Origin of the sequence: Dyadobacter endophyticus (assembly GCF_014641595.1) — a bacterium.
Classification (GTDB): domain Bacteria; phylum Bacteroidota; class Bacteroidia; order Cytophagales; family Spirosomataceae; genus Dyadobacter; species Dyadobacter endophyticus.
The window spans coordinates 177648-194804 of the sequence record NZ_BMIA01000004.1; the positions used below are offsets into that span (position 1 = coordinate 177648).

Annotated in this window: 9 protein-coding genes; 5 read left to right on the forward strand and 4 right to left on the reverse strand. The window is 52.9% G+C overall.

Going from position 1 to position 17157, the window contains the following annotated elements; all coding sequences use genetic code 11:
• Positions 1–597: an RNA polymerase sigma-70 factor gene (locus IEY24_RS25350; RefSeq protein ID WP_188937660.1), complete on the reverse strand. Its 597-nt coding sequence runs from the start codon at positions 595–597 to the stop codon at positions 1–3.
• A gap of 145 nt (positions 598–742) precedes the next feature.
• Here IEY24_RS25350 and IEY24_RS25355 point away from each other — a divergent pair, with 145 nt between their 5' ends.
• From IEY24_RS25355 to IEY24_RS25370, 4 genes are all read left to right on the forward strand, one after another.
• On the forward strand, positions 743–1768 hold the full coding sequence (locus IEY24_RS25355) for a FecR family protein (protein WP_188937662.1): 1026 nt from the start codon (positions 743–745) through the stop codon (positions 1766–1768).
• 105 nt (positions 1769–1873) lie between these two features.
• Positions 1874–5422, forward strand: a complete 3549-nt coding sequence (locus IEY24_RS25360; protein WP_229223129.1) for a TonB-dependent receptor — start codon at positions 1874–1876, stop codon at positions 5420–5422.
• Positions 5423–5434: 12 nt separating this feature from the next.
• Positions 5435–7093 carry a RagB/SusD family nutrient uptake outer membrane protein gene (locus IEY24_RS25365; protein ID WP_188937664.1) on the forward strand — a complete coding sequence of 553 codons (1659 nt, stop codon included), beginning with the start codon at positions 5435–5437 and terminating at the stop codon, positions 7091–7093.
• 40 nt (positions 7094–7133) lie between these two features.
• The gene (locus IEY24_RS25370; RefSeq protein ID WP_188937666.1) at positions 7134–10157 is read left to right on the forward strand and encodes a CBM35 domain-containing protein; all 3024 of its coding nucleotides are present in this window, start codon (positions 7134–7136) and stop codon (positions 10155–10157) included.
• 148 nt (positions 10158–10305) lie between these two features.
• Here IEY24_RS25370 and IEY24_RS25375 read toward each other — a convergent pair whose 3' ends face one another.
• Together IEY24_RS25375 and IEY24_RS25380 are read right to left on the reverse strand one after the other, a co-directional pair.
• Entirely contained in the window at positions 10306–11625 is a 1320-nt protein-coding gene (locus IEY24_RS25375; protein ID WP_188937668.1) for a T9SS type A sorting domain-containing protein, read from the reverse strand.
• A gap of 13 nt (positions 11626–11638) precedes the next feature.
• Complete coding sequence (locus IEY24_RS25380) at positions 11639–13165, reverse strand: phage tail-like protein (protein WP_188937670.1); 1527 nt, start codon at positions 13163–13165, stop codon at positions 11639–11641.
• Positions 13166–13493: 328 nt separating this feature from the next.
• Between IEY24_RS25380 and IEY24_RS25385 the strand changes: the two genes are divergently transcribed.
• Positions 13494–16544: a sensor histidine kinase gene (locus IEY24_RS25385; RefSeq protein WP_188937671.1), complete on the forward strand. Its 3051-nt coding sequence runs from the start codon at positions 13494–13496 to the stop codon at positions 16542–16544.
• Here IEY24_RS25385 and IEY24_RS25390 read toward each other — a convergent pair.
• Positions 16474–17127, reverse strand: a complete 654-nt coding sequence (locus IEY24_RS25390; protein ID WP_188937672.1) for a response regulator — start codon at positions 17125–17127, stop codon at positions 16474–16476. The two genes, IEY24_RS25385 and IEY24_RS25390, sit on opposite strands and share 71 nt — an antisense overlap.
• Between the last annotated feature and the right edge of the window lie 30 nt (positions 17128–17157).

Genomic DNA, 17157 nt, shown 5'->3' on the forward strand with positions numbered 1-17157 from the left:
TCAGGATGACATTAGCACCCACACCAGCACATTCACCACATAGCCGAATTTGGCCCGCAGCACGCGCAGGCATTTGCTGATGTGAAACTCGACGGTCTTTTCGGAAAGGTCAAGCATTTGTGCGATTTCCTTGTTGGGAACGCCGCTACGGCTCATTTCGAATACGTGCTTGCTCTTCTCGGGAAGGTTCGCGAGCTCGCGGGAGTAGATTTCCTGCACTTCTTTCAGCGATAGCCATTCCTGCACCAGATTGGCCGATTGTGACGAAAGCGTTTCCAGGTCGATGTCGTTCAGCGACACGGTATGCTGTGCGATCTGCTTGCGCAAATAGGAAATAATGCGGTTTTTAAGTGCGGAAAAAAGGTAGAGATTGAATGCTTTTTCAATGGCGATGCCCGCACGTTGCAGCCATAAATGCACAAAAAGATCCTGAACAAGATCTTCGGAGACTTCAATGTTGCCGGTTTTCCTCACCGCGAGGGCGTAAAGCCGGGACGAATACCTGCGGTGTAGCTCGGCAAAGGCCAGCGAATCGTCCGAAACCTTTGCAAGCTGCCATAATTCGAGGTCGTCACTATCGCGGTAAGCGTTACTCATTGGGTGCATTCTTCAACTTCGTTCAAAAGTAATAAGGATTCAAATAGTATTTGTTATAAAATTTCTTCAAAACACACTAGGGATGCCTGCCTGCCTTGCGTCCTGTTTATAGGGAACTGAAATAAAAGGTCATTACTCATATTTTATGAATAAAAGGGATATCTCGTCCGAGTTGTTGAAGCGCTATACCGACGGGCAATGCACGCCGGAAGAAGTGTTTTTGGTCGACGAATGGTACGCGTCGCTATCGGAGGAAACCGGTGCCGAGGCCGCGTTCGACCAGCTCCGGCATCTGGGTAAGGTACAGGACGAAATCCGCAGGCAGTCGCCCGGCGAGGCGTCGCCCGGCGAAGCGTCGCGCGGCGAAGCACAGGTGCTGCCATTGCGGCTTCGACGCCTTCGGGTGTTCATGAATTATGCGGCGGCGATCGTGCTGTTGATCGGCGGCATTACAACCTGGTATGTTTTGTCCCAAAATAAATCCGCATTCAAATTCGGCTCGAATACGGTTGCTATTGTGAACAAAACGCGTCAGGTACGCAAGCATATTTTCCCCGACGGCAGCGAAGCGTGGCTGAACCCCGGTACGCGCCTTACCTACGCCAAAGAAGATTTCAAGGAAGATTCCCGCGAGGTTTCGCTCGAAGGCGAGGCGTTTTTTGAGGTAACCCACGATCCGTCGCGGCCGTTCTTCGTGCACGGCGAATCGGTGCAGGTGAAAGTGCTCGGTACGAGTTTCAATGTGCGCGCCAACAAAGGAGAGGCAGAATATGAAGTTTCCGTCGTAACCGGTAAAGTTTCCGTGACGGCCGACAAAGGCAGGGAGGTAATGCTGCTCCCGCATCAGCAGGCGGTCTTCAAAGTCGCTTCGGGAGAGCTTCGCAGCGGGGAAGTGCCCGAAGTGGCCGGAAAAGCACCGTTGTGGCAACCCGTTTCCCTTACTTTCACCGATGCGAAGCTGGGGGAAGTAGTGAAAAGGCTTGAAGATAAATTCGACGTCAAGATCCGTCTCGAAAACCCTAACCTTGAAAACTGCCGCGTGAAAGCGACGTTCGATGAAAACAGGCTTTCGGAAATACTCGATATGACGATGCAGATCGTGGACGCGCGCTATGCGATGCAAAATGATGAAATCGTGATCCGCGGCGAAGGATGTGCCGCTTCGGAATAGCAGAGAACCCAGTCAATAGCCAACATAACAGACACCTAATTTCCGCCCTATGATTCTATTCAACCAGCCCAAATAATACCCGCTTCAAAAAGAAAATCAGGAGTGATGGAAGCACCCCTGATCCTGAACGAAGACCTTGATGGAACATCACTGGCCGGTGATGCAAGGCTTCCTATTGTTCATATTAACCATTTCAAACTTATGTATTTTTTCCTAAAAAGCAAGACGGCATACCATATTATGCGGTTATCCATTTTACAGCTTTTCCTGATCGGAATGATTGCAGCGGGCGGTTATGCGAGGGATATCAATGCGCAGGACCTGCTCGCTAAGAACGTGAGCATTCAGGCTGAAAATATCTCGCTAGGCACGGCTCTGGACCGGTTGGAGAACCTGGCCGGCGTTCGTTTCGCGTACAGCCGCAGCATTATCCCCGTGCGTACCAAAGTAAGCCTGAACGCCAGCAATGAGAAACTTTCGACGGTGCTCGACCGGCTCCTCATTCCTTTGCAGATCGAATACCAGCCCGGCGATGGCCAGATTATCCTCAAACGCAGTCGCAAAGTGTCGTTTTTGCAGGATCCGCTTGCTCCCGTTGAAACGCAAACTATCGGCACGGCGAGCGCTGCGGACATCCGGCTTACCGGTACCGTCATCGACGACAAGGGCGATAAACTCCCCGGCGTGAGCGTGGTGCTGAAAGGCACGCAGCGCGGTACGGTTACCAATGAGGAAGGTGCCTACGCACTCGACATTCCTGATGATAAATCCAGTGCCGGGCCTCCTGTTTTGATATTTTCGTTCGTCGGCTACCTGTCCCAGGAAGTCACCCTGGGCGCGCTGGCGGTGGTGGATGTGACTTTGAAAGTAGATTCGAAGTCGCTGGAAGAGGTGGTGGTGGTAGGTTATGGTACACAATCTAAAAAGAATATTACCGGTTCGGTAGCGACCGTGCAGGGCTCTGAAATCACCCGCAGCCCGCAAGCGAACATTTCGAACTCATTCGCCGGCCGTTTGCCGGGTCTGATCGCCAACAACCGCTCGGGTGAGCCGGGTTCGGATGGTTCGAGCATATTGATCCGCGGCCGGGCCACTACGGGCGACAGCAACCCGCTTATCGTAATAGACGGGATCGCCAATGCAATAGGAGGGCTCGACCGCCTCAATCCGAACGATATCGAAAGCATTTCTGTACTGAAAGATGCCTCGGCCGCCATTTACGGTGCGCAGGCTGCGAACGGGGTCATTTTGATTACTACCAAAAAAGGTGTTTCCGGAAAGCCACGGTTCGACTATTCCTTCAACCAGGGATTTGTGCAGCCTACGCGCCTGCCCAAGTTCGTGGATGCGCCTACGTATGCGGGAATCCTGAATACGATCGACTATTACCGCAACCCGTCGGGCGGGATGAACCAACGGTACAGCGACGCCGAAATCCAGAAGTTCCGCGACGGTTCGGACCCGATCAATTACCCCAATACCAACTGGGTAAAGGAACTGATGAAGCCCGTTGCGAAGCAGAACCAGCATAACCTGTCCGTTTCGGGCGGTACCGAGAAGATCAATTACTTCGTGTCGGCGGGGACGTTGTATCAGGACGGCCTTTACCGCGACGGCGTGAACAAATACCGCCAGTACAGCGTCCGTTCGAATGTGAATGTCAATGTAAACGACAAGTTGAGCTTCGGTATCCAGCTGGCGACCCGGCGGGAGAACCGCAGCTACATTGCGGGTTTCGGTGCGAGTAATGTGTTTGAGTTTTTGTACAGAACCTATCCCACATTGCCTGCCAGGTATCCCGATGGCAAACTGGGCGCTGGCGTGGAACAAGGTAAGAACCCGATCGCGATGGCGACGCTGGCCGGTACAAACAACAGCCCTACCACGGTTTCGAACGGCATTCTCAGAGCTAGTTATCAATTGCCGATCGATGGTTTGTCGGTGGATGGCTTCTTTTCCGCCGACCAGAGTTTTGCATTCACCAAGGAGATGAAAACCAACTGGATCGTTTATCAATACAACAAAACCACCCAGCAATACAGCACCGTGCTGGGCGGCCCCGCGCAGGCACAGATGTACGAAAGCCAGACCAACCGGGCGTTGCTGACAGGCAATATCAAGTTGAATTATACCAAAAACTTCGGCGATCACGGATTGTCGTCGTTCATCGCCTATGAGCAGAGCCGCGAGACTCAGGAGTTTTTCAGCGCGTCGCGTAACAACTTTATCACTACGCAATTGCCTGATCTGAGCCAGGGCGGAGCGCAGCCGGTGGATTTCGGCAACAGCGGAAGCAGCTACCGGAAATCGCGCCGGAATGTGTTCGGGCGGGTGAACTACAACTACATGGGCCGGTATCTGGCTGAAATTCAGTTGCGGTACGACGGCTCTTCCGTGTTTCCTCCGGGCAACCGCTACGGATTTTTTCCAGGCATTTCATTGGGCTGGCGGGTTTCGCAAGAACCCTGGTTCCGGACCGGCGGAGCAGTCAATGATCTTAAAATCAGGGCGTCGTATGGAGAGCTGGGCAACGACCGCGTGAATCCCAACCAGTTCCGCGACAACTTCCAGGTACGCAACGGCGCATTCTCGACCGGCAACAATGCCAACAACGTGCCGCTCATTCAGTATTCACTGCTTGCCAATCCGAATATCACCTGGGAGGTGGCCAAAAAGTATAATGTGGGCCTCAACTCGACGCTTTTCAAAAAGCTTACCTTCGACCTTGACTTGTTTTACGAAAACCGCACGAACATTCTCGCCAGCCGCAATGTGAGCATTCCGGCGCTGACGGGTATCAGCAGTGCGCAAATTCCGAAAGAGAACATTGCCGAGGTGCATAACCGCGGTCTGGAAACGCAGATCCAGTATACGGGTAGCAAAAACAATTTCAACTACACGATTGGCGGTAACTTTGCATTTGCCAAAAGCGAGGTGATTTTCATCGACGAAGCCCCCAACACGCTCGATTACCAACGCGCCACCGGCATGCCGCTTGGCTCGGACCTCGGTAATCCCAATGCCGACCTCATGTATCGTGCCATAGGCGTGTTCAAAACCCAGCAGGAACTCGACGCCTACCCGCACGTTTCGGGAGCGGGCATGGGCGACCTCAAATACGAAGATTACAATGGAGACGGCAAGATCGACGCAGCCGACCGCATCCGTTCGCAGTTCAGCAATGTGCCGCAGATCACCTATGGCGTGAATTTGGGCGGTGGCTGGAAAAACCTTACGTTGAATGTACTCCTCCAAGGCCAGGCGCGTGTGGCGCAATATGTGGTGGTGGAAGCGGGCGAATTCAGCAGTGTGATGCAATCGCGTGCCCAAGATGCTTGGAGCCCTACCAACACGAACGGCAACTCGCCACGCATAGACTCGCGCACGGGCACGGGTGTGAATGGGAGTTATAAAAACACTTTCTGGTTTCAGAATACCGCTTTCCTGCGCCTGAAAAACGTGGAACTGGCTTACAATGTGCCGCAGAAAATCATTTCGAGGATCGGGCTGGGTGGTTTGCGGATCTACACCAACGGATTTAACCTGCTCACATTCACCAAAGTGAAGGATTTCGATCCGGAAGGGGACAATGGCAATGCATTCTTCTATCCGCAGCAGAAAATCTACAACGTGGGCGTGAACGTGACATTCTAAACTGACAAAGACATGAGATTGAATAAACTGATACTTAGCTTGCTGACCGGCGTCACTGCGTGCCTTACCGCCTGCGACGACGCGTTCCTGGATACCAAACCGACCGACATTATTTCCGACCAGGCTATCTTCGCCGACTCTGCGCTCGCGGATGCGTATGTAGTAGGCCGTTACGTAGGCGTGCAGCTTTCGACCGAAGGCGACAAGCCGGGTTTCGGGCGTGGGTTTGAGGATGCCTGGATGAGCTCCGTCACCGACGAGTCGATCTGTAATTTTGATAACGATACCTATTTCGTGCAGCAGGGCAATGCCGCTCCCGACCGCACCGGTTGGATTTCCAACACCTGGACACGCGGCTACCGCAGTATCCGCGAATGCAACTACGGCCTGGCGAACCTTGACAAGGTGCCTATGAGCGAGGCGGGTAAAAAACGTTTGAAAGCCGAACTGCGCTTTATCCGCGCCTATCGCTATCATGACTTGATCCGTAACTTCGGAGGCATTCCGATCATCGGAGACAAGGTGTATTCATTGGAAGACCGGGATTACACCGAACTCTACCAGCGCAAAAGCATCGAAGAAAGCCTTACCTATACCGTTGCCGAGCTGGACGCGGCTGCTGCGGGGCTGGCCGGATCGACCGTAATACCCGGTCGTGGTTCCGAGAATGCGGCGTTGGCATTGAAAGCTAGGCTGCTGCTTTACGCAGCCAGCCCGCTATATAACAACGACCAGAACGACGCGGCGAAATGGCAGAAAGCAGCAGACGCTGCGAAAGTGGTGATGGACAAGAATGCGTTCTCGCTCTACAATGATTACCGCAAGCTTTTTATCACCAATAATACTTCGGAAGACATTTTCATCCGCCTCTATTCACCTACCAACGAGCATACCAACCTCGAACTCGTGAACGGCCCGAACGGCTACGGAGGCTGGGCTGGCAATACGCCTTTGCAGAATCTGGTGGACGATTATGAAATGATGGACGGTACGAAAATCACAGACCCGAAATCGGGCTATAATCCGAAAGACCCCTACAAAAACCGCGACCCGCGTTTAACAATGACCGTTTTGTATAATGGCGCTGCTTACCGCGAGCGCAAAGTGGAGACATTTGTGCCCGGCGGGCAGGATAGCAAGGACGGTAACGAAAACTGGAATACCACCAAGACGGGCTATTATGTTAACAAATTCATTAATGACCAAAGCCCGATCCGCAATGCCAACCAGACGGCCACTCAGCCCTGGAAATACATTCGTTATGGCGAAATCCTGCTAAACTACGCAGAGGCCCGCAACGAAGCTGCTGGTCCGGATGCTTCGGTTTACAGCGCCATTAACATGCTCCGTAAGCGCGTGGGCATGCCCGACTTGCCCGCCGGCCTCACACAGGCGGCTATGCGCGAGCGCATCCGCAACGAGCGCCGCGTGGAGCTGGCATTCGAAGAGCACCGTTTCTTCGACGTCCGCCGTTGGAAAATCGCCAATATCACCGAAAACGTGCCGGCCTACGGCGTACGGCCTGAAAAGAAGACCGACGGTTCGATCGAATATGTAAAGATCATCGCATTGGAAGGGCGGAAGTTCCATGACAAAAACTACTGGCAGCCGATCCCGCAAAGCGAAATCCAGGCGTCGGGTGGGACTTTGAAGCAGAATGCGGGCTACTAACCTCCGTTTTTGAAAAACATTAACCTGTAAATCATTAGGTATGAAGAAATTATTTTCAATGCGGTACCGGGCGTTCCGACGCCCGGCATTCCGCAGACTGGTTGGCTTGTGTCTCGGAGCTCTTACGCTCGTGCAGGCCAATGCCTTCGGCCAGAGTTTTGAGGCCGAAAGCGGGGTGCTTTCCAACGGCGCCGACATCCAGGGCTGCGGAAGTTGCTCGGGCGGGAGCCAGGTGGGTAACCTCGGCAATGGTGCCGTGGTGATCCCGGTGAACGTAGCCGCGGCAGGAACCTACAATCTGACGGTCACTTACAGCACCGGCGACCCGAGAACTATTAATGCGACAGCCAATGGCGGAACGCCGGTCAGCATTTCTTGCCCGGCTTCGGGTGGGTGGTCAACACCGGCGGCTATTACCGTGCGCATTGTGCTGAATGCCGGCAGCAACAGCATCCGGCTCGATAATCCTGGCGGTTGGGGCCCGAATATCGACAAGATCGCCTTCTCGCCGATCAATACACCTAATATTCAAAGCATTGCATTCGGGACGAACAACCGGATCGATTATGACCTTGCCAATGGATATTACTCGGTGTATTTCGATAACAACAAGGTCATCGGCGAAGCTACCGCTACGGCCTACTCGGATCAGGTGCATCAGAGCACCGATTTTACGGGCCGCACGTATTCTTCGAGTCCGGTTACCGATGCGTTCGGCAGCGGCACGAAGCATGTAATTACCATGACCAAAAGCGGGGCGATTGGCATGCAGCAGGTGTTTTATACTTACACCGGCAAGGAGCATTTCTTTACCGAGCTGGTGTTGACAGGGAATGGTTCCAATTCTTACAAAATGGCCCCGCTCGTTTCCAACTACGTGGATATTCATTCCAATACGGACCGTCGCGCATTGTTTGTGCCGTTCGATAACGATGCCTGGGGCCGCTACGATGCCAAGGAAAGCCGTTATGCCAATTTTTTCAGCTCGGAAGCGGGCTCGATTTATGACAATGCCAACCGGAAGGGCCTTGTGATCGGCTCAGTAGAGCATGCTGTTTGGAAAACCGGGGTTAACCTCGTGGGCGAGGGCAGGGGGGCTACCAACTATGTGGCGGTAGTGGCTGGCTGGACGCAGGAGAGCGTTACCCGCGACAAACGCGGCCACGGCTGGGTGTCGGTTGGGCAAACAGCCTGCCGCTCCCCTCGCATTCTGGTGAGCTATGGTGACGATTGGCGTGCAGGTTTCGACACGTACGGACAGGCAAATGCAATGGCCGAGCCGCGGTACATTTTCAACTGGACGGGTGCAACGCCCTTTGGCTGGAATAGCTGGGGAGCCATTCAGTCTTCGATTAATCTGCCCAAAGCAAAGTCGGTCGTGGATTTCTTCTCCACCGGCGTGCCCGATTTCCGGAACAGCGATAATACCCTTTACATCGACCTGGATTCTTATTGGGATAATATGTCGGGTGGCGGCCTGAACGGCAACTTCGCCGAGCTCGCAGAATTTGCAAACTACTGCAAAAGCAAGGGTTTCAAACCGGGCATTTACTGGGCACCTTTTGTGGATTGGGGGAAATTTGCCAGACAAATGGAAGGCAGTACCCATAACTATCAGGACGCCTGGACCAAAGTGAATGGGAATCCCGTCGAACTTGACGGCGCATATGCACTCGATCCCACGCACCCGGGCACGAAAGCCCGCCTGCAAATGGTGATCGGTAAGTTCATTGCCTGTGGTTTCGAAATGATTAAAATAGACTTCCTGGGCCACGCGGCGTTGGAAGCCGACAGCTACTACGACAACACCGTTCACACCGGGATGGAAGCTTACCGCAAAGGAATGGAGTATCTCACCGACCAGCTGGATGGTAAAATGCTGGTTTATGCAGCCATTTCGCCCAACCTCGCCACCGGGCGCTATGCGCATATGCGGAGGATCGCGTGCGATGCTTACAAGGACATTAACGAAACCGCCTACACCCTGAACAGCACGACCTACGGCTGGTGGCAGAAGCACATTTACAATTACCTCGACGCCGATCACCTCGTTTTCGGGACGCAGACCGACGGTGAAAACCGTGCCCGTTTTGCCTCGGGCATTGTTACCGGCACGCTCGTAACCGGCGACGATTTCTCGGCTACCGGCGCATGGACCGCCAAAGCGCAGACGCTCCTGCAAAACGAAGACCTGCTTAATCTGGCAGCAAGCGGCATTGTGTTTACACCTGTCGAGGGAAATACGGGCAATCAGGCCAATGAGTTGTTTGTTAAAAATGCAGGTAACAAATCCTACCTCGCTATTTTCAACTACGGCGGAACGGCCAAGACTTTTAACATAAATCTGCAAAGAGCCGGTATGAGCGGTTCCGACAATTACTCGACCCGGGAGCTTTTCAGTGGCGCCCAGAACGCCCGCCAAACGGCAACGCATGTGCAAGGCACATTTTCCATCACCATACCAGCCGCAGATGCCGCCATTGTGGAGTTCAGCAATACGACGCTGCCCGTGACGCTCATCGGTTTCACGGCTGAAAAATCAAATACCGGCACATTGCTGCAATGGAAAACGTCCGATGAGACCAACAACAAGGAGTTTGTCATCGAGCGCAGCACCGACGGCAAGGCTTTCAGGGCGATCGGCAAAGTGGCGGGGGCGGGTGATTCTTCCAAAGAACAAAGCTATGCGTACCACGACGTCGCGCCGGTTGCCGGGGCCATCAATTACTACCGTTTGAAACAGGTCGATTTCGACGGCAAGTCGGAGCGGTCGGCGGTCAGGCCGGTGAATTACCGGGACTCGGACGATACCAAATCCCGCATTAATATCTATCCAAATCCCGGTGCCGACGAGCTGAATATCAGGCTCGGCGAGTCGCTGGAAGGGAAAGTGATGGTGCGGCTCGTGGATATGAACGGCAAATGCATGCTTTCCAGGAGCTATACCAATCCGGCCGAAGTGATTTCAGTGCCAGGTATCAGGCCGCTGCGCGCCGGGATGTATGTGGTGGAAGTGGAATCGGCCGACGGCGTGGTGCAGAACACGAGATTCAATAAAAATTAATTGACACACCTCATTGTCAGCGGAGTCGAAGGCGTCTCGCATGGACGCTTTCGATTCCGCTCCTGGCTGACAATTTAGTCAGATTTGATACCTTTTTTGGTTTTGAAGAAACTACTGGGAGGACATGGTTAGCCTCCCGGTGTTTTCTCTATTTCCGCAGGAAGAAACGGCTTGTTGCTTCGGTACCGTCTTTGCGTGACACTTTCAGCAAATAGGTGCCGCCGGGTACATTTTTGATATCCAGCTCGCCGTCGGCAGCCACTTTTACATCCTGGCGGAGGCGGCCCGAAAGGTCGGTCAGCAAGACTTGGGTAATGCCTGTCGGATTGCTGACGTACACAGGCCCGCTGGCAGGGTTTGGAAATACCCATTGCCCGGCATTGTGCCATTCGACGAGTCTGATGCGGCTGTATGCGTATGTACCGTCAAGCACGCCCGTCGCACGGTCGATCATCTTGAGGCGGTAGAAGTTCCGTCCGCCTGATGGTCGTGCATCAGTAAAGCTGTATTCATTACGTACAACGCTTTCGCCCATTGCTTTCACGGTACCAATCACAGTCCAGGCCCTGGCGTCGATACTGCGCTCTATCTCAAAGCGATCGCTGTTGGTTTCCTCCGTGGTAACCCACGTCAGCAGCGCTGTCCGTCCCTCCTGTTTCGCATCGAAAGCGGCCAGCGTAACAGGCAGCGGTGTAACACGCGAGGCAAATGTGTAAGCCGTATAGGTGTTGGGCACAAGGGCGCTGGTGGTGGTGATAGAACCCGCCGTGAGACTGCTTGTTCCGCCTAAAATCGAATTTACATCCACCTTGGAAGCTATCGGTACCCATTGTGAGCCATTCCAGCCGGCAATGGTCAGCTTGTCGGGCTGTGCACTCGTGAGACTGGAAATATTACTGCCCGCATCCCAGGTGAGCGTAATCGCCGTGGCGTTTGTTCCGTTGATATCCCAGTACTCGATCGTACTGACGGCTTGTAATGTACCTTCGAATGTGGCCGATGGAAACGGGCCGCCAGCCGGAAGTACCGGATAATTACCGCCTCCGAGGTTATCGGTGATGGCCGAAGTAGGGTCCGAATGATAGTAAGCACCGTTGGTAGCGTCGGCAGCCGCAGCGAATGGGCCGTAGAAGCCATTGTCACCTACGGGGAAAACAAACTGGGAAGTGCCGTATTTCCTTACATAACCATCCACATGGGCGGCGTCGGACGCGCCGGTATGCGATGCGGCCTCCGCGAAATTAAGGACGCCGTTGGGGTCGGACCGTACCGTGCCGATAATGCCGGGCAATGTGCCGCTGCCTCCGTTGACAAAGTCGTGTGCTCCGAAGAAGGTCATCTGGGCCCCGCCGAAAATATAGGTGTTGCCCGAACTCCCCTGCTGGGCTTGTACTGCTCCCGACAAGGCTATCAGCACAAGGAATGCAGCACGGTGCACCCATGATCCTGAATAAGTTGCTTTTTTCATATTTCAGGAAGGGTTATTTACCAATGGCTGTACCGGAAGTATTGTTGTTCGACGCATTTTTCAGCAGGCTGCGCAGTGATGCTACTTCTTCGCGCGAGAGGGTTTCTACGGAAAGTTCTGCCGTAAGCGACGCATTTCTGGCTTTCAATTCAGTCACTTGTGCCTGCAACTGTTCGATCAGCGCCTGTTGCTCCTGCACGGCCTTCACGATCAGCGGGGTTACTTTCCCATAATCAACCAGCCACGGTTCGGTTTTAGGGTTTTTACCGCCTACTGTTACTGCATTCGGGAAGATATTATAAAGATCCTGGGCCAGGAAGCCGGTGAGGCGGTTCTTCTTCTCGTCGATCTTGTAGTTGTAATCGGCTACGCGGATCTTCATCAAATCTGACAAGCCATATTTTGTTTTACCTATATTCTCTTTCAAGCGGACGTCGGAAGTGGTATTGTACTGCACGGAGTTCACGTTGTTGGCCGGGCTGCTGATAGATCCGATGGTATTGCCCGAACGGTTGAATATCTGCCAGTTCAATGCCTCGCCGCCACCGATTGTTTTCGTCAGATAGAGGTTTGCGCCTACCGCTGAGCGCTGCACGGCGAGTGTACCGGCGGGATTGAGTTCAACGCCGTCCTCACTGGAAGTTCCTAGGATCATCGCTCCGGTAAATGCTCCTGCGGGCATCACACGAGTAACGCCCGCTACCTGCAAGCGGGAATTGGGAGCGGTAACGCCTGTTCCGATCCCGACGAGGCCCGCCTGGGTAACGGCCATACGCACGCCGCTATGATCCTGTATCGTAAAGGCCAGGTCTCCCAGTGTAGCATCGCTGCGCATGGCGATACGCATTGGATAGCTATCGCTGGTGGTATTGGTGAAATCGATATAGCCGTTGGTAACGCCGGCATTGGCACTGGGGTCGCGATAAAGTTTGAGCCCGCCGTCAGGAGTAATGCGGGTATGTTTGAGGCCGTCCGCGTTACGAGCCTCTACATAACCGTTGCGGTAAATCCAGGCGACTTTATTGCCACCTGCGTCATTGGTTGTCCCTTTCAGGTACCACGCGGTACGATTGGGAGAGACGTAGGTTGCCCAACTGCCGCCTTTACAGATGAATTGCTGCCCGAAGGTCGGGCTGGTTTCCAGCGTGTCCGTATACAGCTCGCCGTCGTTACAGCTTCCGGCGGGCTGGCCTCCGCCAAAAGTGTATGTATAGTTCGATTCCCCGGCGGTAGCAACCCATTTTGTTCCGTCATTGTAGTAAAAACCGGGTGTAACGTCGTTGGCGGTAGCCGTGTTGTAAACGGTCATACCGGCCACGTGTGCATTGAGTGGAGAGGGGTTTGTAGTTTGTGTAAGTGGAAGACGGGGCAATAGCAATCCTTTGCTGGTACTTTCGACTTCGAGGACGGAATTGGCGTTAATGGTCGTCGGATTGTCGCCGATCTTGACCTGGGCAAACAATGGGAAAGCACAAAGGCTTAGTCCGAAAACCGCCACGATAGCGCGTAGTTTATGGATCTGTAATTGTCTGATTTTCATAAGGTGAGATTGTTTTGAAGTTAGATTTGATAAAGGGGCGCTCTGCCGCAGCGAATGCCGCGGTACAAGGCTGTCGAAATATTTCTTGTCCGAAAGGTCAGTACTTGCAGATGAATTTGTTGTACCGAGCGTAGATGGTTTTTATAGAAAAATTTCTACAAAAAACAGGGTAATTCTTGGTTACACAAGGGGAGCGGACTTTTTTCCATCGCAGATGGAAGCCGGAGTACGACGTAGTACTTCTAGCACAGAAAGAAGTAATTATTTGAAAGTCGCATATTTTAGTAATTTCAGGATAAATAGTCCCTATATAGTGTACAGTTGATCTATGAGAACCCTCCTGATCGCGTTGATCTCTCTCATTCTGCATGGCTTTCCCACAGCTGCGCAGCCGGAGCGTTTCATTGTTTCGCAGTACAATACCGACAATGGCCTTCCCCAGAACAGTGTTAAAGATATTGCATTCGATGAATGGGGCTATTGCTGGCTAGCCACGGAAATGGGGATGGTGCGGTTTGACGGCCAACGGTTTGTCACTTACGGAACCTCCGAATTGCCGGGGATGAAGTCGACGCGGGTGGAAGGCCTTACTGCCGATGCGCGCGGCACATTATACGCGCGGCTGTATGGTGGGCAAAACATTAAAGTAGCAGTTTCGGGGCAGCATGCAGCACCCGGGCCGGTGCTGCTGCCGGCATGGTCGGTACACGTAGGGCGGCAGGGGGTGGCGGTCGACGAGAAGGGAATGATGCTTAAACTAGCCTCTTTTTACCGTCACCTGGGCCAGAAGCCATTCCTCTTTTCGTCGAGTATTTCAAATACTGAAGTTTATCTCAGAAATGAGAACAGCCTGATCTACTTTTCAGGAAGTCAGAAAGGACCATTGGAAATCAGGGACTATACAGGCCGGAAGCCGGAATATGCCCTGTTTGCGGGGCAATTTCTGGCGTGCATCTTACCGGGAAACCGGGTCGAGGCCTGGAAAAACGGCCGTTTGATCCCTGCTTATGCGTCCATTGGAGGGCCTCTGGCTTCGGATGCTCTTTTTCTTTCCGGCGATTTTGTCACCTTTCCCAGCCCCGACGGGTTTTACGCGTACGCGGGTGAGACCCTTTACAAAGTAATGCTACGCAATGGCCGCCTCGATTCTGAAATCGGGCTGGCAGGTATTCAGGTACCTTTTTTAAGTTGTGTCCGCTTCTCGCCGGAGCAGCAAACCTATTACCTCGGTTCAACCACCGACGGGCTGTTTGTGGTACAAAAAAAACAATTTGCTGCTCCGCCTTTTCCATCCCCTGTCCTCGACCAGAGCCTTTATGCACAGGTTAAGGCTGGCGATGACCGTTTGATCGTGAAAAACACACTGATTTCGATAGATCAGCCACCCCGGCAATTGCCGATTGACTCCGGCATTGCTTCCTGGTTTTTCACCCCGGACAACCGGCAGCTGTACTACGAACAGAACTTTAAACTTCGCAAGCTGAATATTATAAGCGGCCACAGCCGGGTTGTGGCGTCGGAAGATGGGATCGTCCACATGAGCGAGGCTGGTGAAGGACAGTACTTCTTTGCATCGGTCAGGGGATTCGGTAAACTTGTGAATGACAAAGCCGAAGGCATCAAAGCGTTTCCGCAAAAGGCGAATATCCTTTTTGCGAAACAGATCCGCCCTGCCTATTTCCTGGTTTGTACTGAGAAAGGGCTGAAATGGTACGATTACGAGCGGAACCGCGTCGATAAGTCGGTGCTGGAATCCATGTCGATACGAACGGTGCATGCCGAAGCCCCCAACAAGATCTGGATCTCCACTTATGGAAAAGGCTTTTATCTCTTACATAACAAGAAACTCTACCGTATGCCGGCGGGTCCGCGCCAGGCCCTGACAACCATTCATTCATTTATTGAGGATGGTCACGGCTTCTTCTGGTTGCCAAGTAATAACGGTCTTTTTAAGGTTAAGAAAAGCGAATTGCTGGCCTATGCCGAACGGCGGCAGGAGAAGGTCAATTTTTTTCGGTTCGACCGGACCGACGGTCTTCCCACGAACGAGTTCAACGGAGGATGCGATCCATCTTATGTGTGGTTGAAAGACAGTCTTTTATCACTTCCTTCAATGAAAGGACTGGTTTGGTTTTATCCCCATAAACTTAAACCTTATTATCCCAACCGCGATATTTTTGCGGATAGCCTGACGGTGAAAGGCCGACCGGTTACACTCAATGCGAAAGGCATTACGCTTTCACCCGACTTCAAACGGTTGGCCGTTCAGGTTTCGTCGCCGTATTTTGGCAACCCCGAAAACCTCGATCTTGAATACCAGGTAGCCGGGCTGGAACCCGACTGGCATAAAGTCGAGAAAAATGGCCAGATAACGATCACCAGCCTTCCGCCCGGGGATTACAAGCTTCTGGTGCGGCGGAACAATGTAAACATGTCGGACAGCTCGACGCAGTTTGTGTTGCCTATCGACGTGCAGCCATGGTTCTATACCACCTGGTGGTTCTATTTGTTTTGCGTTTGCTTATCGGTGGGGATCGGTTACCTGTTGTTTAAACGACGGCTCACGAAGCTGCAAAAGGAAGCCCAGGAACTCGAAAACATCATTTCCTCCCGAACCTCCGAACTGAAAAACGCGGTGGACGAACTTGCCACATCGGAAATGGCACTACTCGAAAGTAACCGGTTCAAGGACCATGTGATTACAATGGTACTCCATGATATGCGGTCGCCGCTGCGGTTTATATCCCTTATCAGCGGCAAACTTTTGAAAAACCATACGCATCTCACGTCCTCCGACCTCGACGCCTATCTGGGCGATCTGCATATGGGCACGCAAAACCTCCTAGGCTTTACCGAGCAGTTTTTTATGTGGATCAGCACGCAGCAGCAGGGGTTCAAAATCAATAAGAACCTCTTTCCGGTAAATGCTTTGTTTGAGGAAATCGCTTCGCTATACAAGGAGCTTTTTAAAGTAAACCATAACCGGCTTGCCATCGTGCATACCAGCCTGGAATGTGTTTCAGATTACCAGATACTTTCCGTTGTAATCCGTAACCTGATCGATAACGCCAACAAAAACACCTATGACGGAGAGATCAGGCTTTCATGCCGGGAGGAAAACGGCCAGCTCCTGATCTCGATCAGCGACACGGGCCTGGGATTGAGCGACGAGCAGATCGCCCTGTTTATGAGCCGCGACAGACAGGCCGGGAACCGCGGTACCGGCAGCCTGCTGATCCATACCATGCTCGACTACATTCAGGGAAGCATTTCGATCGCCAGCGAGCCGGGGCGGGGCAGTACTTTCACTATTCTCCTTCAAAATCTGCATCAATTTGATACGTCTGCGCAAGGTGGTTCAATTCTAGCAGGTTCTTGATTTCCAGCTTGTCGAAAACGCGACAACGGAAACTGCTGGCTGTGGAAGCGCTGATCGACAGCGTATTGGCTACTTCGAGCGCACCATAACCTTTGAGCAGCAGAAGCGCCACTTCGAATTCCCGTTTGGAGAGCTTGTCGAAAGGCGTGTTGGTTACGTTGCCAATCAATGCGTTGGAAAAAATTTCGTTCTGGGACCTGGAAATGTACCTGCGGCCCTGGCTCACCACATGGATCGCTTCGGCCAGTACTTCGTCCGGTTCTGTCTTGTTTACGTACCCGAACGCGCCTTCGCGTAAGAATCGGGCTGCAAAAACCTTGTCGGGCTTCATGGTCACGACCAGTATTTTCAGCTTCGGTCGAATGCGTAATATATCAGGGATCAGTGCGAGTTCGTTGGTTTCGGGCATGTTCAGGTCGGTGATCAGCAGGTCGAATTCCTGTGCGGTAATTTTCCCGATCACTTCCCGCCCTGTTTCGGCGAATTCTACGATTGTACTGAATCCCAGGACTTCTTTAACGACCATCTGAAGTCCTTTTCGGACAAGTTGGTGATCGTCGGCAATGAGTATAGAAAGCGGCATAGTTGAAATGAGGCCTTTCGGGATTACGGT